This window comes from Vreelandella arcis (assembly GCF_900103865.1).
GTDB lineage: Bacteria > Pseudomonadota > Gammaproteobacteria > Pseudomonadales > Halomonadaceae > Vreelandella > Vreelandella arcis.
Map to the genome: position 1 here is coordinate 1 of NZ_FNII01000012.1, position 19,412 is coordinate 19,412.

17 protein-coding genes are annotated in these 19,412 nt (G+C 59.9%); 1 reads left to right on the forward strand and 16 read right to left on the reverse strand.

Annotated elements, in window-relative coordinates; genetic code table 11:
• The 7 genes from BLR97_RS14210 to cbiE all read right to left on the reverse strand — a co-directional run.
• Nucleotides 1-244 (reverse strand): transposase (locus BLR97_RS14210; RefSeq protein ID WP_422821926.1); only part of this gene is annotated, 244 nt, incomplete at its 3' end.
• A gap of 78 nt (nt 245-322) precedes the next feature.
• Nucleotides 323-1,978, reverse strand: a complete 1,656-nt coding sequence (locus BLR97_RS14215; protein ID WP_089707190.1) for a TIGR04141 family sporadically distributed protein — start codon at nt 1,976-1,978, stop codon at nt 323-325.
• Between the two features lie 594 nt (nt 1,979-2,572).
• Nucleotides 2,573-3,013: a YtoQ family protein gene (locus tag BLR97_RS14220; protein ID WP_089707191.1), complete on the reverse strand. Its 441-nt coding sequence runs from the start codon at nt 3,011-3,013 to the stop codon at nt 2,573-2,575.
• A 70-nt stretch (nt 3,014-3,083) separates the two neighbouring features.
• Nucleotides 3,084-3,848, reverse strand: a complete 765-nt coding sequence (cobF, locus tag BLR97_RS14225; protein WP_089707192.1) for a precorrin-6A synthase (deacetylating) — start codon at nt 3,846-3,848, stop codon at nt 3,084-3,086.
• Complete coding sequence (cobM, locus tag BLR97_RS14230; protein ID WP_089707193.1) at nt 3,845-4,648, reverse strand: precorrin-4 C(11)-methyltransferase; 804 nt, start codon at nt 4,646-4,648, stop codon at nt 3,845-3,847. The genes cobF and cobM overlap by 4 nt, the downstream gene beginning before the upstream one ends.
• Nucleotides 4,645-5,025 carry a cobalamin biosynthesis protein gene (locus BLR97_RS14235; RefSeq protein ID WP_089707194.1) on the reverse strand — a complete coding sequence of 127 codons (381 nt, stop codon included), beginning with the start codon at nt 5,023-5,025 and terminating at the stop codon, nt 4,645-4,647. Before BLR97_RS14235 ends, cobM begins: the two co-directional genes overlap by 4 nt.
• Entirely contained in the window at nt 5,022-6,245 is a 1,224-nt protein-coding gene (cbiE, locus tag BLR97_RS14240; RefSeq protein ID WP_089707195.1) for a precorrin-6y C5,15-methyltransferase (decarboxylating) subunit CbiE, read from the reverse strand. Before cbiE ends, BLR97_RS14235 begins: the two co-directional genes overlap by 4 nt.
• On the opposite strand from cbiE, the gene BLR97_RS14245 reads away from it, so the two are divergent.
• On the forward strand, nt 6,244-6,981 hold the full coding sequence (locus tag BLR97_RS14245) for a cobalt-precorrin-6A reductase (protein ID WP_089707196.1): 738 nt from the start codon (nt 6,244-6,246) through the stop codon (nt 6,979-6,981). The genes cbiE and BLR97_RS14245 overlap by 2 nt on opposite strands.
• Here BLR97_RS14245 and cobJ read toward each other — a convergent pair.
• The 9 genes from cobJ to BLR97_RS14290 form a co-directional block, all read right to left on the reverse strand.
• On the reverse strand, nt 6,978-7,727 hold the full coding sequence (cobJ, locus tag BLR97_RS14250; protein ID WP_089707197.1) for a precorrin-3B C(17)-methyltransferase: 750 nt from the start codon (nt 7,725-7,727) through the stop codon (nt 6,978-6,980). The genes BLR97_RS14245 and cobJ overlap by 4 nt on opposite strands.
• The gene (gene cobI, locus BLR97_RS14255) at nt 7,724-8,449 is read right to left on the reverse strand and encodes a precorrin-2 C(20)-methyltransferase (RefSeq protein ID WP_089707198.1); all 726 of its coding nucleotides are present in this window, start codon (nt 8,447-8,449) and stop codon (nt 7,724-7,726) included. The genes cobJ and cobI overlap by 4 nt, the downstream gene beginning before the upstream one ends.
• Nucleotides 8,446-9,075, reverse strand: a complete 630-nt coding sequence (locus tag BLR97_RS14260; RefSeq protein ID WP_089707199.1) for a precorrin-8X methylmutase — start codon at nt 9,073-9,075, stop codon at nt 8,446-8,448. Before BLR97_RS14260 ends, cobI begins: the two co-directional genes overlap by 4 nt.
• A gap of 185 nt (nt 9,076-9,260) precedes the next feature.
• Nucleotides 9,261-10,427, reverse strand: coding sequence for a cobalamin biosynthesis protein CobG (locus BLR97_RS14265; RefSeq protein ID WP_089707200.1), 1,167 nt, complete (start codon nt 10,425-10,427; stop codon nt 9,261-9,263).
• Nucleotides 10,405-14,256 carry a cobaltochelatase subunit CobN gene (gene cobN, locus BLR97_RS14270; RefSeq protein ID WP_089707201.1) on the reverse strand — a complete coding sequence of 1,284 codons (3,852 nt, stop codon included), beginning with the start codon at nt 14,254-14,256 and terminating at the stop codon, nt 10,405-10,407. The genes BLR97_RS14265 and cobN overlap by 23 nt, the downstream gene beginning before the upstream one ends.
• Nucleotides 14,256-15,377 carry a cobalamin biosynthesis protein CobW gene (gene cobW / locus BLR97_RS14275; RefSeq protein ID WP_089707202.1) on the reverse strand — a complete coding sequence of 374 codons (1,122 nt, stop codon included), beginning with the start codon at nt 15,375-15,377 and terminating at the stop codon, nt 14,256-14,258. Before cobW ends, cobN begins: the two co-directional genes overlap by 1 nt.
• A complete protein-coding gene (locus tag BLR97_RS14280; RefSeq protein ID WP_089707203.1) occupies nt 15,364-16,734 on the reverse strand; it encodes a cobyrinic acid a,c-diamide synthase CobB in 1,371 nt (456 codons plus the stop codon). The genes cobW and BLR97_RS14280 overlap by 14 nt, the downstream gene beginning before the upstream one ends.
• On the reverse strand, nt 16,734-17,327 hold the full coding sequence (gene cobO / locus BLR97_RS14285) for a cob(I)yrinic acid a,c-diamide adenosyltransferase (protein ID WP_039859160.1): 594 nt from the start codon (nt 17,325-17,327) through the stop codon (nt 16,734-16,736). The genes BLR97_RS14280 and cobO overlap by 1 nt, the downstream gene beginning before the upstream one ends.
• Nucleotides 17,324-19,120 carry an AAA family ATPase gene (locus BLR97_RS14290; protein WP_089707204.1) on the reverse strand — a complete coding sequence of 599 codons (1,797 nt, stop codon included), beginning with the start codon at nt 19,118-19,120 and terminating at the stop codon, nt 17,324-17,326. The genes cobO and BLR97_RS14290 overlap by 4 nt, the downstream gene beginning before the upstream one ends.
• Between the last annotated feature and the right edge of the window lie 292 nt (nt 19,121-19,412).

Genomic DNA, 19,412 nt, shown 5'->3' on the forward strand with positions numbered 1-19,412 from the left:
GATCGATCCAGCCCATGGCCCGTTGCAGCACCACGGTACGAACTTGGCTGGCCAGAGAGTGACGGATACGCTGCGGGTCGCGCTGATCGACCAGATTATCCTCCAGTGCGTCAATGACACCGCTGTTGTCGAGCGCTTCGCGGAGCAGCAGAGCACCGCTATCACTGGTGGTGCGCTCACCGCTCATTTCGACGCGGATAGACCCGTTGCAGGAGGGAGTCCAGGGAGATAAGATTTCACCCATAGCGAATGGCCTCTTGGAATCGTGTTCTTGCAGGAACTGTATGATTCTATTGGAGTTTACCATTCGCTATCTTCGTTTTCAGCACTCCCTCATGAATATCCCAGGATTAGGTTTGGACTCTGTTCCTACACCAGCAATACTTACTTCAAACCCTCTTTGCGATAGGTTTTCGAATGCCTTTGAAAGGTTAACTTTACTAAAGAACGGCAAATTGCTCTTTAAGCTTGCCGAATCTTCACCTAAGATCAAAAAAACAACTTCAACGCCATCGCTTTTAAAGCTATCAAGTGGAACACTATCCTGCAAACCACTATTTACTCGTCTTAAAACAGTTCTCGTTTTTTTCCTAAATTCTCTGTCACCAAGCAAAATCTCAGCAGAGACACTACCTTGTGCAAAAAGATGACTTAAACCAGCTGACCCGCCTTTTCTATGTTTAACATGAACAAACTGCTTGTTATCTGTCATCAAGTCACACAGCTCTATAGATGTAGTGGTTCTATTGCTTTTTATCAACTCCTTATCGAGCAGATGATAGCTATAGCTTGTCGAAGCTCGTTTATTGTAATCACCTTCTGATTCAATCTTGGATTTTGTTTTTCCGTCTTTTATTTCATCCCAAATATAAACTTTAGGAAAAGCAAGAGATGATACATTTATCCTCCCCAACGTAGCGTCAACTCTAGCCATAAAGCTATTGTCGATTTCATACCATAACCCTGCGAATAGTAAGTAAGTTTTATCTATTTCTTTATGCTCAAAATAGATGCACTTATATATTTGATGCTCGGACTCATTTTCATTAACGTCGTACACAAATAGCCTGTCTCGCTTGATTGAGTCAATCGACACCTTAGAGACATCTATGTTATCAAGGTATTCCTTAGCCTCAATCGTTGGTTTTATAGAGTTTTTAGTACGAGTGTAGCTGAACCCATAGATGCTATCCCATTGAACAATCTCAGGAATAGTTATGGTAATTTCAGAACTCTTTAATTTAATCTTATCGACTAACTTTCCATCTAAGTGATCAATTTCAGATTTCTCTTTAACTTTTCTGATATTATCAACCCACGAAAAGTTACTTTTGTATGAATCATTTTTATAGTAACCAGAAAGCAAATCAACCAATTGAGATATTTCATTCACATTCATTTCTATGCCAAATGAATAAACTGCATCACCACCGGAGATGTTTTTCAAATCCACACTATTTTTAGGCGAACCTGTGACAGCTCTAAGAACATCTCTAGAAATATCAATACCAAACACTCCAACAGAAGACTCTCTAGAGGCTTGCGATTTTTTCTGTACTGCCTGATCTTCTAGTGTAAAAAGATCAACGCTTCGCAAACTGTCATGATTAAGTGTGTTAAGCGCAGTTTTTATCCCAAAGTCATGTACAAAATATTTTGTGTCTATTAAGAATCGACCATAGCCAAAGGTGAAAGCCATTGTAGCTGTGGCTTTTTTTATAATAAGAACTGCTGAGCTAGAACGATTAGCAAGTTCATCTAGTGAAGCGCCTGCAATATCCTCCGTAAATTTACTCCACTTTGGCTTTTTCTCTGTAGGAATTTTTACGAACAATTTTCCTTCAAGTTCATGCTTGCTATCAAGCTCGTAAGCGTTAACTTGAGATGATCCTCTTAGGTAGTCGGCTGTTTGCAGCGAAGCATGTTCATCCTTTGCCAAGAATGCGTTCAAATATAAGTATGGCTTTTTATCTTCCACTGAAACAACCTCCTACTGATGCATAACAGCGATTATGTAGCCCGCTACATAACACTGATAAACGTGCCTGCGCATTTATTAATATTAATTCGACAATTCATTTCCCATAAACCACTGATTTATATGCTATCAGCCTGAATGTCTGGCAGTATATCCAAAATTCGCATGCCCGATCATTTTGCTCTGTTCAATCATACTCTATTCATAAATTTGGCTTAGGTCACGCCCTGGCAGGAAAATTTCTGTTCGCCCTAAGCACCGGGCATATGCCGGTAACCGACTTTGGTGGGAGGTGATTTGCGGTGGCAGCTTAGACACTGATCGCCCCAATGCAGCTAGCTCTGTAAGGGCCCGACTTCGTCGGGCGATAGTTTTCGGTGGTGGGATAACTGCTGATCGCGCAACAAGTTGTGCTCCTACAAACCCCATACATCGGCCATGGTGGCACTATGGTTTGTAATCGCCCAATAAATAGGCCCGTTGCAACCTCATTGCAACGGGCCTAGATAAGCGCTGATCGTGCCGCACGCTGCCCTATCCACTCCCAAGCATGGCGGTCATGGTCTGAGATGGATCACGCACGTTTTGGATTCGTTACGCTTTCAGAACGTAGCGCAGTGTCTCGACCACCTGATCCGTCGTGGTGCACCAGGCGTTCGCACCGGCATCCACTTCTTTCAGCGGGTGGACGATGTCTTCGCTGTGCAGGGTGATGTAGGGCTTGGCGAGGGCCGCGCAGTAGCCTGCGTCGAAGGCGGCGTTCCACTGTTTGTACTGGTCACCGAAGCGTACAACAACCAGATCCGCCTGCTCGATCATGGTACGAGTGCGGATGGCGTTGACCTTGGAGGACTGGTGGTCGCGCCAGAAGCCATTTTCCGGCTTGCCCAGGTGGTCGCCGGCGGCGTCAGAGGCGGCGTGGTCGGTGACCGGTGCGGTAAACACGATATCCAGGCCCGCGGCCTCGGCGCCGCGTTGGATTTCTGCGCGCCAGTCGGTATGGATCTCGCCGGATAGGTAAACGTAAAAGCTCATGGCTATTCCTCAAATACTAGTTGGTCAGTAGCGCTATTTTATGGAAAATCATTCCATATTAATACCGGCACTATAGCAGGGGCTGTTTGGCCAGCAGATAAATATCCATTATCCAGCCGTGGGTGTCGCGTAGCTCTGCGCGGCGTTGGATGATCTGGTCGCCGACGTCGCTTAGCCAGCCTTTGATCAGGCACTGTTTATCCATGCCCAGATAGGCGCCCCACCAGATGTAGATGTCATCTTGCGGCAGCGAGGTAAAGGCCCCGCCGCTATCCAGCATTACCGCGACGGTGGCGGCATCGCTTGGCCAGCCCCGCTCGCGCAGGCGGCGGCCGGTGGTGATTTGCACCGGTTCGGCGAGGGCATTGAGGGGGATTTTATGTTCAGCGGTGAGTACTTGCAGGCTGGTGATGCCAGGCACTACCTCTACATCAACCTGCTTACCCGCAGCGCTTAGCCGCTGGGTAATGCGCAGGCTGCTGTCGTAAAGCGAGGGGTCGCCCCACACCAGCATCCCTACTCGCCCGCCGTTGGGTAAGTGTTCATCGATTAGCTGCGCCCAGACGTTGGCGATGGCTGCATGCCAGTCGTCTACCGCGCCCAGGTAGTCATTGCGGCCATCACGGCTGGGCAGATCGAACTCGACGATCCTGGTGGTCACCGGCACTTCCAGCAGCCTTTCGCAGAGCAAGCGGCGTAGATCGATAAGATCCGACTTGGCCTCGCCTTTGCGGGGCAGCAGAATCAGGTCGGCGTTATTGAGGGCGCGCACGGCGGCCAGGGTGACGTGATCGAGGTTGCCGGTGCCGATGCCTATGAGCGACAGCGTGATCATGATTCGCTCTCTTGGTCTTGGCCTGCCGTGGCAAAAGGCGAATCCGCCGACTGGGGGCGAAAGCGGCGGTCGTAGCCAACGGCGTAGAGGCTGCTCTCCTGAAAGTCGTCGCTTTCGAGCACCGGCCCCACCATAATTAGCGCGGTGCGCTGCATGGCGTCATCCACCAACGCTTCTATAGTGGCTAGCCGCCCTCGAACCACCCGCTCATCGGGCCAGCTTGCCCGCCACACGATCGCCACCGGGCACTGCTCGCCGTAGTAAGGCGTCAGGCGCTCGACCACCTGGGAAAGATTATGGATAGAGAGATGGATGGCCAGCGTGGCGCCGGTGCAGGCGAAATTGGCCAGCGTCTCATCGCTCGGCATGGCGCTGGCCCGACCGGGCGTGCGGGTGAGTACTACCGACTGGGCCACACCGGGTAGCGTCAGCTCCTGACCCAAGGTTGCCGACGCTGCCGCGAAAGCTGGCACACCGGGGGTAATGCTGTAGGGGATATCCAGCTCGCGCAGGCGGCGCAGCTGCTCGCCCATGGCCGACCATACCGATAGATCCCCCGAATGCAGCCGGGCGACATCCTGACCTTCGGCGTGGGCGCGGCCGATTTCCTGCATGATGTCATCCAGCGATAGCGGCGCGGTATTGATCACCCTGGCCCCTGGCGGGCAGTGTTCCAGAATCTGCTCCGGCACTAATGAACCCGCGTACAGACACACCGGACAGGCGGCGATTAAGTCCCGCCCGCGTAACGTCAAAAGATCCGGTGCGCCGGGGCCTGCGCCGATAAAGTGTACTGTCATTGATTATTTCCTTCTGCCACCGCAATAGTCGCCTGACGATCCGCGGACATTAGCCGTGGGCCAAGCAGCGTTGCCCCAGGGCCCGCCGCTAACAGCGCCACAGCCTCAGCTACGCTGCCCGTGCCTCGCGCCTGCAAGCTTTGTGCTGAATGAGTCAGCGTTGTCACCGTCGGCAGCTCGGCGTCCGCTACGGCGATGACTTCAATGTTGCGCAGTCGTCCTAGCTCTTCGACTAGTGGCAACATGGAGCGAGCCGCCGCCAGCTTATCGATAGCCCCGTACCGGTCGATCAGTTGATCCTGTGCCTGGGCGAGGGATTCAAGCGTGGCTTCACTGCGAAAACCAAATCCCGCTATCCTTAATCCCTGTGCTGTCATCGAACGCCCCGCCACTGAACAATGGGGTAGCTGGCTTTCCAGCCCCGCCGGGTGCCGATGGGAGTGGCGTTGGCCAGTTCCAGGCGCAGCAGTTCGCCGCCTGCCTTGTGCTGCCAGTGGGTCAGCAGCGCTTCGGATTCCAGGGTGACGGCATTGGCGACGATGCGCACGCCTTCGGGCAAGCGCTGCCATAAGTCGTCTAACAGCGCTTGGGATAAACCACCGCCGATAAATACCGCATCGGGGACCGGCGTATCGTTCAGTACGTCCGGCGCGCGGCCCTGTTTTACTTCTAGCCAGTCAACGCCCAGGTTCTCTGCATTGCTGCGCGCTCGCGCTGCCCGTTCTGCGTTTTGCTCGACGCCTACCGCCTGATTATCCGGGTGAGCGAGTAGCCACTCAATGGGGATAGAGCCTGAACCGGTGCCAATATCCCACAACCGCTCGCCGGGCATGGGGGCCAGAGCCGCCAGGGTGATGGCGCGAATGGTCTGTTTGGTAATCTGGCCGTCGTGTTCAAAAAAATGATCCGGCAAGCCGGGCGTCAGCGGCAAGGCGGGGCCGTGACCGGCTACTTCCAGCCCTACCGCCACCGGATGGGCGATATTTTGGGGTAAGCTGGCGTCAACAAGGCAATGGCGAATGCGCTGGTTATCGCCGCCCAGGGCTTCAAGCACCGTTAGCTGGGAATCCGCAAAGCCGAATCGGCTGACCAACGAGGCGAGTTCAGCCACCGCATCGCCGTCTCTTACCAGCACCAGCAAACGCCTACCGGCATGCAGGTAAGGCCGAATACGCGCCAGTGGTTTGGCGTGCAGGCCCAGGCAGGTGCAGCGCTCCAGCGGCCAGCCCAGGCGGGAAGCCGCCAGGCTGAAGGTAGAAGGCGCTGGCAGTGCCTGCCACTCATCTGCGCTGAGATGCTGCGCCAAACTGGTGCCCGCCCCAAACCAGAACGGGTCGTTCGAGACCAGCATCACCACCCGGCGGCCGCGCTGATTGAGCAGCCCAGGAATGCCGTCGGCAAAGGGCACCGGCCACTCAATCACTTCGGCATTTAGGGGCGGCAAAAGGCGCAGGTGGCGGCGCGCGCCGAACACCACCTCGGCACTTTCCAGTGCGGCGTGGCTTGCCGCCGTTAGTCCCTGTGTGCCACCCTCCCCCCAGCCTAAAAGGGTCAGCCAGGGAGCCTGATCCACTGGAGCGTGAGAAATTTCAACCATGATCAAGATCCTAATTCTCGGGGGAACCTCGGAGGCCAGCGCCCTGGCCAGTGCGGTTGCCAAGCGCGGGCTTCCCGCCATTTTCAGCTATGCGGGTCGTGTTGCCACGCCGAAACCCCAGCCGCTGCCGACCCGCATTGGCGGTTTTGGCGGCGTTAGCGGACTTGCCGCCTTTGTGGCCCGGGAGCGCATCACCCATATCGTCGATGCCACCCATCCCTTTGCCGCGCAAATGAGCACGAACGTGTTAGCCGCCGCGGCCCAGTGCGGCGTAAAGGCGATTGCCCTTACCCGGCCTGCCTGGCGACCTGTTAACGGTGACCAGTGGCAAAGCGTGGCAAATATCGATGAAGCCGTCAGCGCCCTGGCTGGCCCACCCCAGCGTATACTGCTCGCCATTGGCCGCATGCACCTTGCGGCCTTTGCCGCCCAACCCCAGCACCATTACCTGCTGCGTTTGGTTGACCGGCCTGCCAGCCCGCCGCCGCTGCCGGATGTCAGCACTGCGATCGATAGAGGCCCTTTTACGCTGGAAGGCGATCTCGCCCTGCTGGAAACCCAGCGAATCCAGCGCATCGTGTGTAAAAACGCCGGCGGCGAAGGGGCCGCGTCCAAACTCACCGCGGCAAGAACCCTCAACCTGCCCATTGTGATGATCGAACGGCCAGCACTGCCACCCCGCCACGAAGTTCATTGCATCGATGACGTCTTTAGCTGGCTCAGCGACCACGCTTAATCAGCTGAACGCGGCGTATAAACCAGCGGCGATCCACTGCGCTCTATTAGTCGCGTCTGCTGGGAGCCGACGATGACCAGCGTGCGCATATCGGCCATGTCCGGCGTTGCCTCGCCTAGCGTGGTGACGAGAACCGACTCTTCCGGCGTGGAAACCGCCCGGGCGAAGATGATCAGCCTATCCGGCCCACAGGCTTCCCGCAGTACCTCCAGCGTGCGTTCGAAACCTACCGGGCGCGCCTTGGAGCGCGGGTTGTAGAACGCCATGGCGAAGTCAGCCTCGGCGGCCAAACGCAGGCGTTTTTCAATCAGCGCCCAGGGCTTGAGGTTGTCGGATAGATTGATGCAGCAGAAGTCGTGCCCCAGCGGCGCGCCAACGCTTGCGCTGGCGGCCAGCATGGCGGAAATGCCCGGCAGTACCTGAATATCCAACGCTCGCCACTGGGCATCGCCTGCTTCCAGCGCCTCGAACACCGCGGCGGCCATGGCAAAGACGCCAGGGTCGCCGGAAGACACCACCACTACCCGGTGGCCCTCAAGCGCCAGCTGGAGTGCCTGCTCCGCCCGGCGAATCTCTTCGCGGTTATCCGAGCCGTGGCGGACTAATCCAGCACGTGGTGCCACCCGGTTAACGTAGGGCACATAGCCCACCACGTCGGTGGCTTCCTGCAGTACGGCCGTTACCTCGGGAGTGACCATGGCCTCTGAGCCCGGCCCCAGGCCGACGATTTTCAGCCAGCCGCTCATGGCCGCCTCCCGTGGCCATGGATCAGCACAATCGAGAAGTACGGCACGCTCTCGCCAACCTCACTTAATGGCAGCACTCTTTGTTGCGACATGGCGGCGTACTCGATCAGCCAGGCTTCACCTTCCCGGCCAGCGTGAACCAGGGCCCGGCGAAGTTTGGCCAGGTTGCGGCCAATCTTCATCACCACCAGCGCATCGGTCTGGGCGATGCGCTCGGCCAACGCCTCTTCGGGTAGCGTGGCCATCAGCACGGTCAGGATGTCATCGCCCCAGGTAATCGGTTGGTCGGTAGCCGTCCACGCCGCCGACATGCCGGTAATCCCCGGCACCACCGAGACCGGCACGCGGTTTAGCAGCCGCGTGTAGAGGTGCATAAAGGAGCCGTAGAAGAACGGATCACCTTCACACAGCACCACCACATCGCACCCGGCCTCCGCCATCTCGATGAGTTGGGCCACGCTGCGTTCGTAAAAGGCCGCCAGCAGCTCATTGTAGCGCGGGTCGTCGAAGGGAATTTCCGTGGTGACCGGGTACTCCATGGGCAGCTCGATCGCGCCGGGCGGGATCATGCCCTCCACGATGGTTCGCGCATGGCCGCAGCGACCCTTTTTACGGAAATACGCCACGTGGGTCGCCCCGCGTATCAGGCGGTCGGCGCGCACGCTCATCAAGTCTTGGCTGCCTGGGCCTAGGCCAACGCCATATACTGTTCCCTGGGTCATTCGATGCGATCCGCCATGGCGTTGATGGCCGCTACCGTCACGGCGCTGCCGCCCAGACGACCGCGGACGATACAGCTGGGCAGTGCGGGATTCGCCAACAGCGCTTCCTTGGATTCCGCCGCGCCGACAAAGCCTACCGGACAGCCGATAATCGCCGCCGGGCGTGGGCACGCCGGGTCTTCGAGCATATTGAGCAGATGAAACAGCGCGGTGGGCGCATTGCCAATGGCGACCACGGCGCCTTCCAGGTGCGGCCGCCACAGCTCCAGCGCCGCCGCCGAGCGGGTGTTGGCCATTTCCTGAGCGAGGCCGGGCGTGCGCTCATCGTTGAGGGTGCAGATGACCTCATTGTCAGCGGGCAGCCGCTTGCGGGTGATGCCTTCCGAGACCATTCGAGCATCACAGAGGATCGGTGCGCCCTGCTCTAACGCGGTGCGCGCACGATTGACCACGTCGTTTTGAAAATGAATATGCGCGGCCAATTCCACCAGCCCAGCGGCGTGAATCATACGCACCGCCACGGTCTCTTCTTCCACTGAAAAGCGGCCAAGCTCGGCTTCACTGCGAATAATCGCAAACGACTCCCGGTAAATCGCCGGGCCACTGGTTTCGTACTTATAGGGCACCCAAACTCTCCAAATAAACTAATTCGCAGTTGCTGGTCTGCTTCACAGTTACTGGCCTGCAGACGCCCGTGCCAGGGCAGGTTTCCGCGAGGGCGCTGTGAACCCATCCTTGGGCGCTACTTTCGACGTCCTGTCGAAAAACCCTCGCTACAACCTGCCCTGGCACTCAGCTACCGAGGATCAACCTAACTGTTTTCGCTGAAGTTTCTCATAAAATCCACCACCTCACTCTCCGATAGGCCTGTCTTAACTGGCGTGCTATCGGCACTGCCGTTAACAACAACATTAAAACGACCTGCTTGCCCGACCAAGCACACATCGGCTGGGTCGCGACGGGCGCAGCCTTTCGTACAGCCTGATATATGTACACTTGTTTCCCCCCAGCCGCTTAGCTTCTCGGCAAGCGGCTGGGTGGCGACACTCGCCTGTTCGCAAAAGGGCGCGCCGGGGCAGGCGTCCATCGCTAGCCGCGGGTCGCTATTATGACGGATCAAGCCATCCACCGCGGGTAGTGTATCGCAATCCTGCAACAACAGGCGCCGCCAGGGGGTGACCTGCACAGCACTGATACTTGTTTGCGAGCCACTTGCCGGAAAGAAAGCCTCGCGCAGCGTTTCAGCCGCCACCCGGCCAAAGGGAAGTCCCACCACCATGCCTTCGCGATGTTCGCCCAGCGCCAACTTTTCACCGGGGGGTGCAGGGGCGGTATCAGCGGGCGCCCAATCGGGCAGCGGTGCTGCATGCCGCCGCATACGGCCTGACGCCCAGCCGCCGCTGTCCACGAACCAGTGAGTTAAGCGAATCAGCTGCTCGACGGCGGCCTCGATATCGCGCACCGCCGTGCCTAGCGCGTAGCCATCGGCGCGTACCAGCAGGCCGCCTTCCACTGAGCGCTCAATGCGAAAATCGGCAGCGCTGTCACCAAGCACCGGCGCTTCTCCCGCGTCAATGGCGATACCGACCTTGCCGGGCATGGTGGCTAATTCGCTGCCCCGCGCCTGCAACAAGCGGGCAATGGTATGGGTGTCATCGCCGTTTTGCCAGGCGGGCGCCAGCATCAGCTGTGGCTGGCGTTCTGCGTCCGGGTCGTCACTCACCAACTGATGCTCGACCAGAAACGCCATCAGCGGCGGCCAGCTTTCGTTGGTTACGCCACGTAGTTGCAAGTTGGCCCGGCTGGTCAGCTCGATCAAACCGCTGCCGAAGGTCTCGGCGGCCTCGCACAGTGCCACTACCTGTTGCCGTGAAAGCTGACCCAGCGGCGGGCGCACGCGCACCAGCAGGCCATCGCCGGTGGCCATGGGTCGCCACGCGCCGGGGCACCAGCCTTTAATGCGCGGGCTGAGCGGCATGACCGTTGGTCTCTTTGGCTTCGTCCATTTCCAGCAGCAAGTCTTGCAGCGCCTCACCGTGCTCGCCGGGGGCTTGCCACATCCCCCGCTGGGCCGCTTCAAGTAAGCGCTCGGCCATCTCTTCCAGGGCGGCCGGGTTGTGCTCGCGCAGGAACTGCTGATTGGCGGCGTCGAGCACCAGGGCATCGCTCACCTGGGCGTACTGATAGTCGGCAATCAGGTCGGTGGTGGCGTCGTAGGCGAACAGGTAATCCACCGTGGCGGCCATCTCAAAGGCGCCTTTGTAGCCGTGCTCGCGCATGGCGTGGATCCATTTGGGGTTCAACACGCGCGAGCGAATCACCTTCGCCAGTTCTTCTTTCAGGGTGCGAATCTTGGGCATCGCGGGGTTGGCGTGGTCGGCGTGGTAAATCTCCGGGGCCTTTCCACTCAGCGAGCGGCTAGCGTTGGCCATGCCGCCCTGGAAGGCGTAGTAGGTGTTGGAATCGAGGATATCGTGCTCGCGGTTATCCTGGTTTTGCATCACCGCATCCAGCCCCTGGAGCTGCTGCTCGAACGCCGCCCGCGCGGCGGTGCCGGAGGCCTTGAACTGGCCGTAGGCGTAGGCGCCTGTCTCCATATAGGCCTCGGCCAAATCGTCGGCGCTGTCCCAGGCGCGGTTTTCAATCAGCCGGTTAAGGCCTGCACCGTATTCGCCGGGCTTGCTGCCAAATATTCGGTAGCTCGCCTCCTGGGCGGCCATCTCCGGGCTTAGCCCCTGGTTTTCCAGTTCCTGCTGGCGGGAAAGCACCGCCTCGCGGATGGTGTTGCTGTTGCCCGGCTCTGCATAGCGCGCCACCGCCTGCACGGCGGCGTCAAACAGGCGAATCACATTGGGGAAAGCGTCGCGGAAGAACCCGGACACCCGCAGGGTGACGTCGACCCGTGGGCGATTGAGCAGCATTGAGGGGATCACTTCAAAGTCGCTCACCCGCTGGGAACCCAGCGACCAGATGGGCCGCACGCCCATCAGCGCGAAGGCCTGGGCGATGTCATCGCCGCCGGTGCGCATGGTCGCGGTGCCCCAGATGGAAAGCCCCAACCGGCGCGGATAGTCGCCGTGATCCTGCAGGTAGCGTTCGACAAACGCCTGGGCGGACTTTTCGCCCAGCGTCCAGGCGGCGGGCGACGGAATCGAGCGATTATCGACGCTGAAAAAGTTGCGCCCGGTGGGCAGCGTATCCAGCCGCCCCCGGCTTGGGGCGCCGCTGGGGCCGGCAGGTACGAAAATGCCCTCCAGGCCGTCGAGCAGCGACTGAATCTCCATCTTCACGCCGCGCTGCATGGTGACCCACAACTGGTCGCGGGCGTAGCGCAGCTGCGCTACCGTATCGGGATAATCCTGGGCGAGGTCATCCAGGCAGCCGTCTGCCAAGACGTAGTCGGCCACCCAGCGCTCGGCCAGTAGCTCCAGGCGTTCCCGGGCATCCGCCCCGGTGCGCCAAGGGGTATTAAGCTGCTGGCTTAAAATAGCCGGTTCGGGGCCCTGCCAGGGCTCGTTGCCCGCGGCTAACGGGTCAAAATCCAAGCCTAAATCGCTGGCCAGGTTGTGCAGCAAGCCGCGGCTTGCCACCGTTTCGCCCCGGGGTAGCCGCAACAGCGCCACCAAGGTGCCCGCCCGCTTCTCTTCCGGCGGCAGCGTGCCAAGAATATGCAGGCCGTGACGAATCTGCGATTCCTTGATGTCGCACAGGAAGGTATCCAGCTCGTTGAGAATCTCAGCCTCACATTCACCGCTCGCCACGTGGGCCAGCTCATGATCGATACCGGTATCACGCAGGTGGGCGAGAATCTGGCTGCGTATCAGCGCTTCCCGGCGGGGATCCATATCCAGCGCTTGATAATATTCGTCGGTGAGCGCTTCAAGCTCGGCCATGGCGCCGTAGAGCTCGGCCCGCGCCAGCGGCGGCATCAAATGGTCGATAATCACCGCCTGACTGCGGCGCTTGGCCTGGGCACCCTCGCCGGGGTCGTTGACGATGAACGGATAAAAGTGCGGCAGCGGCCCCAAAGCAATATCCGGCCAGCAGTCGGCGCTCAAGGCGATGCTTTTACCCGGCAGCCATTCTAAATTGCCGTGTTTGCCGACGTGGATGATCGCATCGACCTGGTAGTGCTCGCGCAGCCAGAAGTAAAACGCCAGGTAGCTGTGCGGCGGCACCAGCTCCATATCGTGGTAGGACTGGGTGAGATCATCGATAAAGTCGCGTTCCGGCTGGATACCCACGAAGGTCTCACCCAGACGAATACCGGCGATCATCAACCGACCCTGGCGGCACTTGGGGTCTTCGTGAGGTGCGCCCCAGCGCGTCCATACGGTTTCCTGAAGCTCAGTGGGCAGGGTTTGAAACCAGGCCAGATAATCGTCAACGCTGATGCTCTGCCAGCAGGCGCGCTGGTCGAGGCTGCCGTGATCGTTGGTCACCGCACCCTGAAGCTGGCGGATCAACGCATCGCCATTTTCCGGCAACTCGCTGAGCGGGTAGCCCGCCTCTTTCAGGGCTATGAGAATCTGCAGCGTCGACGCAGGCGTATCCAGCCCGACCCCGTTACCGATCCGGCCATCGCGATTGGGGTAGTTGGCCATAATCAGCGCGACACGTTTCTGCCCGTTGGGGGTCAGCCGCAACGAACAAATGCGCCGCGCCAGCTCGGCCACAAAGGCGGCCCGCTCCGGGTGGATCACGTGGTGGGTCACCGCCAGCTGGCAGCGCGGGTTGTAGTGGGCTTCGGCTTTAAAGCCCACCGCCCGAGTGATGATGCGGCCATCCATCTCGGGGAGCACCACCTGCATCGCCACATCGCGACTATGCAGCCCGGCAGCCATGCCCTGCCAGTCTTCACTGGTGCTGCTGGCAAGTATTGCCTGGAGGACTACCGGACGCCCCACAAAGAGGTTGTCGGGTAATTCCTCCCTCAGAGCATCCAGCCCATCGGCGTTGCGATTGACCGCAAAACTGGTGGTATTGATCACCAGCATGGCGCCGGTCTGCTCAATCAGGTGATTGATAAAATCAATGCACGGCCCTTCTTTCAGGGAGGCCACGGCCACCGCCAACGGCTCAAGCCCCTGGTCTTTAAGCGCCGCCAGCAAGCCGTCGGGTACGGCGGTGTTTGCCCCCTGCAAATGGCTGCGATAAAACAGCAGCAGGCACACCGGTCTCCCCGTCCCCGGCACCTGGCGATCACGCCACTCGCTGAGGCTGGACGCCTGCTGCTCCTGGGACGCATAAATCACCGCGGGCGGAATGACCTTGGGCTCCTGCCAGTCGCCCAGTTGGCTATCTATACACTGGCTGTCCATATACTCATTGGCGACAAAGCGCAGCAGCTGCTCGGCGTTATCGACGCCACCCTCTCGCAGGTAGCGCCACACGCGATACGCGTCATCGAAGGGGATGGTGGAATCTTCCAGCAGGGCGTCATCGGGGGCATCGCAGCCCGGCACCAGTATCAGCTGGCGCTCGGGTTTTGCCGCCGCCCAGGCCAGCAGGCGTTCGTGGCCATACTGCCAGTAGGCCTTGCCGCCCAGCAGCGAGACGATGACCAACTGAGCCTTTTCCAGCACCCGATCTTCGTAGAGATCATAGGCGGCCGGTTTTACCAGGTTCATCCAGTTGGCCAGCCGCACCGAGGGGTATGCCTCGCCCAGGCGATCAACCGCCTGGGCCAGCGCCGAGAGATTGCTATCGGCGGCGGAGAGTATCACGACCTCGGCGGGGCTTTGTTGCAGATCGATGATGCCTTCATCATCGACAAAGCCTCCGGGCTTGGCGGCAAATAAGTGCATTAGCTAGCCGTATGCGCCTGTTCAGGGTTCATTTCAGCCGCGGTAAGCTCGTTTTTCAGCAGTTGGCTATCCAGCGATTTGCCGATGATCACCAGCTGGGTCTGGCGCGTCTCGTCCTGGCTCCATAGCCGATCGAAGTAGCCTTCCAGGCGCTCGCCAACCGCCTGGATGACCCGGCGCATGGGTTTGCCAGGAATCGCCGCAAAGCCCTTGGCGCGGTAGATTTCGTGGCTTTTCAGCAATTGCTGGAGCTTGTCGGCCAGGATGTCGCCATCGACTTCACCCAGGGTGATCACGCAAGAATCAAAGTTATCGTGGGCGTGGTCGTGGTGCGCGCCTTCGGCGTGGTGCTTGTCGTGGTGATTGGTGATGCTATCGATATTTTTTTCGCTGGCCGCGCCAATGCCCATCAGCGCTTCCAGCTGGGTGGTGTCGGTGGTCAAGGTCTGATCGATAAACAGGGTTTTCACCGACGCCGTCACCCGCGCCTGAATCACCGCTTCCACCTGCGAGCGCTCTTCCGGGCTAAGCAGGTCGGCCTTGCTGACCAGCACCAGATCCGCCGCGCTGAGCTGGTCATCGAGCAGCTCGCGCAGGCTGGGGTCGTGATCCAGGCTCTCGTCGGCGAGGCGCTGGGCTGCCACCTTATCCACGTCGCTGGCATAGCGGCCGGCGGCCACAGCAGGGCCGTCGATCACGGTTATAATCGCATCCACGGTGCAGTGCTGGCGGACGTCGGGCCAGTTGAACGCCTGTACCAGCGGCTTGGGCAACGCCAGTCCGCTGGTTTCGATCAGGATGTGGTCGATATCGTCGCGGCGGGCGACCAGCTTTTTCATGACCGGCAGAAACTCTTCTTCCACAGTGCAGCAGATACAGCCGTTGGCCAGTTCATAGATGCTGCCGTCTTCACCGTCTAGCTGCCCGCCTTCGCTGCCCTCTTCACACCCCAGCGCACAGCTGCGCAGCAGGCTGGAGTCGATATCCTGCTCGCCGAACTCATTGACGATCACGGCGATCCGCTTGCCGGTCACCTGACGCAGAATATTGGCCAGCAGCGTGGTTTTGCCGCTGCCGAGAAAACCGGTCACGACCGTGGCGGGAATCTTATTCAATTGCATGGGTAAATGCCTCGCTGTGTTGCGGTTCGCAGTACGCCGGGCTGGCAGAAAAGAGCCTTGCCACAGCGTCAGGATTATTAGGGAAAAACAGATGTAAATAGGTCGCCGTCAGGCGCTTTTGACGGTAAATCGCCTCCCCCGGCGCGGGGTGGCGCTGACGGCGGCCGTGGCCAATCGGCTCGGGGGTGCCTTCCGCCATGGAGCGGTGGTGCGCATGGCCGCGAACCGGGCCTTCCGGCAGCTCGGCGGTTTGCATCCCCTGGCAGCCGCGTCGCCCGCGCATGGCCCCATGCCCAGGCAGCAGGCCCAGCATGGTGTGGGTAATGTCGTCGTAGTCGGTCAGGGTTTCCAGGCAGTACAGCAGGCCACCACACTCGGCCAGAATGGGCTTGTCGGCGCGGTAAAAAGCCTCAATGGCCGAACGCATGGCGCCGTTATCCGCCAGCGTTTGAGCGTGAAGCTCCGGGTAGCCCCCCGGTAGCCACAGGGCGTCGCATTCCGGCAGGTGGCTATCCGTCAGCGGCGAAAAGAAGCGCAGCGTCGCGCCCATCTGCTCCAGCAGGTCAAGGTTGGCCTGATAGACGAAGCTGAAGGCGGCATCGCGGGCCACGCCAATGGTATGGCCTTTGAGCAACGGCTTAACGGCCGCAAGTTGTTCCTGGGGGGCAGTAAAAGTCACTGGTGGCAGTGCTGAGAGCGCGTCAAGCAGCCCGGCGGCTTCCAGCGCTTTAGCACCCGCTTCGAAGCGGGCTTCAAGATCCTCGCGAATCTCCGCCGCCTGCACGAGACCCAGGTGCCGCTCGGGGAGAGACAGCGCGGGGTCGCGGGGCATAGCGGCCAGCAGAGGGATCGTCGCTGGCAGCGCGCCTTCGATCAGCTCGCGGTGGCGCTGCGAGCCGCAGGCGTTAGCGATCAGCCCGGCGATATGGATGTCGTCGCGAAAGCCGACCAATCCCGAGACCAGCGCGGCGGCGGTCTGGGCCATGCCTTTTACGTCCATGACGATCGCCATGGGAATATTAAACAAGGCCGCCAGATCGGCGCTGGAGGGCTCGCCGTCGAACAGCCCCATGGCGCCTTCGACTAAAATCAAGTCCGCTTCACAGGCGGCGTCATAAAAGCGCTGGCGGCAGTAGGCCTCGCCTGCCATCCATAGATCCAGTTGATCCACCGGCTGACCGGAAGCCTGGGAGAGTATCTGCGGATCCAGGTAGTCCGGGCCGGTCTTGAACACCCGCACCACCTTGCCCTGATTGCGCAGCAGGCGCGCCAGGCCTGCCGTGACGGTGGTTTTGCCCTGGCCTGAGGCCGGGGCGGCGATAAACAGCGCGGGACAGCGAACGGTTGGCGTCGTCATCAGTATTCGATCCCCGCCTGGGCTTTGACGCCGCCGCGAAAAGCGTGGCGCTCGTCCTGGACGACGCTGATGGTATCGGCGATTTCCTGCAGCGGCGTGGCCATGGTGCGCCCGGTAATAATCACGTTCTGGTGCGCCGGGCGGCGCTTAAGCGCTTCCACCACCGGCTCGGGGTCGAGATAGCCGTACTTGAACATATAGCTCATCTCGTCCAGCACGATCATATGATAGGCGGGGTTCTCCAGCAGCCCTTTGGCGACGGCCCAGGCAGCCTCTGCGGCTTCTATATCCCGCTCGCGATTCTGGGTTTCCCAGGTAAAACCGTGGCCCATGATGTGCCAGTCAAGCTTGGGATGATCGCGAAAGAACAGGTACTCGCCGGTTTCGCGGCGGCCTTTGATGAACTGGATCACCGCGCACTGCTGGCCGTGCCCCAGTGAGCGCGCCATGGTGCCAAAGGCGGAGCTGCTTTTGCCCTTGCCGTTGCCTTTGAGCAGAATCAGCACGCCGCGCTCTTCCGTCGCCTTGCTGATGCGCTCATCGACCACGTCTTTTTTGCGCTGCATGCGATCTAAATGGCTTGCGTCGCTCATGAGAGGTTCCCAGGTTGATGTGCAGAGACTGTAGGCGCCATAGAGGGTTTGCCAAACGAGGCTGGCCAGTAACGCGCGCCAAGCTGATGGGCGATTCGCGCGCCCTGCCCGCGTTTGACTTTCGACTGTTCGGTATCGATCAGCATGCAGTCCTCCAGCGGGGCGAGATCGTCAACGGTTTCCCGGGTACGACCATCGGTAATCAGATAGGTGCGCACCTTCAGGCCGGGCTCCCGGCGCTGCCACTGGCGGATCAGCCGCTTGGCTTCAATAATTGCTTCCCGCAGCGGGGTGCCGCCACCGCCTTTGGCCTCCTCAAGCGTACCCCGCGCATTTTTCGGCGCCCGGCGGCGGGAGAGTATCGGCACGACACCGCCATTGCCAAACCCCAGCACCGCAACCTGCTCCCGCGCGGCGTAGGCTTGGCTAACCAGCGATTCGACCAGCCCCTTTGCCTGGCCCAGCAGGCGCTGACCCAGGGTGGAACCGGAGGTGTCCAGCAGCACCAGGTGCGCTGTCGCCTGCCCAGAGCGGGTCTTGCGCATCTTTAGCTGCTGCCAGGGCCACTGGCCGCGATTGGCGATAAGCGTCGCGAACCCGTCCAGCCGCGAGGTCGCTACCTGGGAGCGGCCACGACCTTTCGTTTGGCCGCTGCCCGACGTCGCCGGTGATTCGGCGCTGCTGGCCGCCCGGTTTGAAGTCTTGCTCGAAGGCGCGTCCGGCCAGGGCGACGCGGGGGCGCTTATCACATGCTGAGCCTGGGGCGGCATGGCACCCCACTGGCCTGCACCGCCGTTTTGAGGGTCTGACGAGCCAACGCTGTTGCGATGATCCACGCCGCCACCCGACGACCGTTCAGGGGGTGTGGAAGGTGGCGGTCTTGAGGCCCCCCCGCTTTGCTCAGGTGGCTGGGCGTCTGAACCATTGTCTGATGAACGCGTCCGCCGATGAGCCAGCACCCAGGGTTCAACCGTATCGATATCTGCCTGGCTAACGCTCGCCGCGCCGCGCCAGGCCGCATGGGCCTGGGCCGCCCGGTGCCAGGTAACGTCCGCCCGTAGGCCTTCAACGCCCGCGTCTTCACAGCGCTGGGCAATCGTCGCGTAGACCCAGCTTTCGGTCGTCACCGTTGCCAGCGCCTGCTGAGCGTCTTCCAGCTGCTGCATCAGCGCGGCCTGCTCGGCCGCAAACTGCGCTGTACAGGCCTCGGGGTCGCGGTCAAAGGCGTCGCGCTGTTGGACGATGGCAATGCGCTCGTCGATGCTCATGGCACCCGCCTGCTCAAGGCAAAGGCCGAAACGATCGAGTAGCTGCGGGCGCAGCTCGCCTTCGTCCGGGTTCATGGTACCGATCAGGCTGAAGCGCGCCGGGTGGGAGTGGCTGATGCCATCTCGCTCGACCACATTGTTCCCGCTGGCGGCCACGTCCAGCAGCAGGTCAACCAGCATATCCGGCAGCAGATTGACCTCATCTACGTACAGCACCCCGCCGTGGGCCTTGGCGAGCAAGCCGTCGTGAAAAGTGGCTTCGCGCTCGGCCAGCACCTTGTTCAGATCGAGGCTTCCCACCAGGCGATCTTCGCTGGCGCCGAGGGGCAAGGTGACAAACGGCGGCTTTCTGCCGTTGCTATCCTTGGGCAAAACGGCGGCCAGCGCCCGCGCCAGGGTGGATTTCGCGCTACCCCGGGGGCCGCTGATCAACACACCACCAATGCGGGGGTTAATAGCGTTCAGCAGCAAGGCGGTTTTCAGTGGTTCCTGACCGACCACCGCCGCAAACGGAAACTCACTCACCTGCACCTCCCGTGCTAGGCAAGCCTGCCCACCGGCCAACTTTGGTGAACCGATGCAAAGACCACCGCGCTTGAGTCTGATTCATGATAGCTGGCTGATAGATGATAAAACCATTCATGGAGACGTGGGTAAATACGAAGGGGCAGTATAGAGGAAGGCAGGGCGGCGAAGCCAGCTTGCTACCCAGCCTGCACCCAAGAGACAGGCTGGATGAGCATAAGGTAAGATACGGCTATTCTTTGACAAGCATTAAATATAATATGTTATAACATTACACATTAGAGAGACGCTC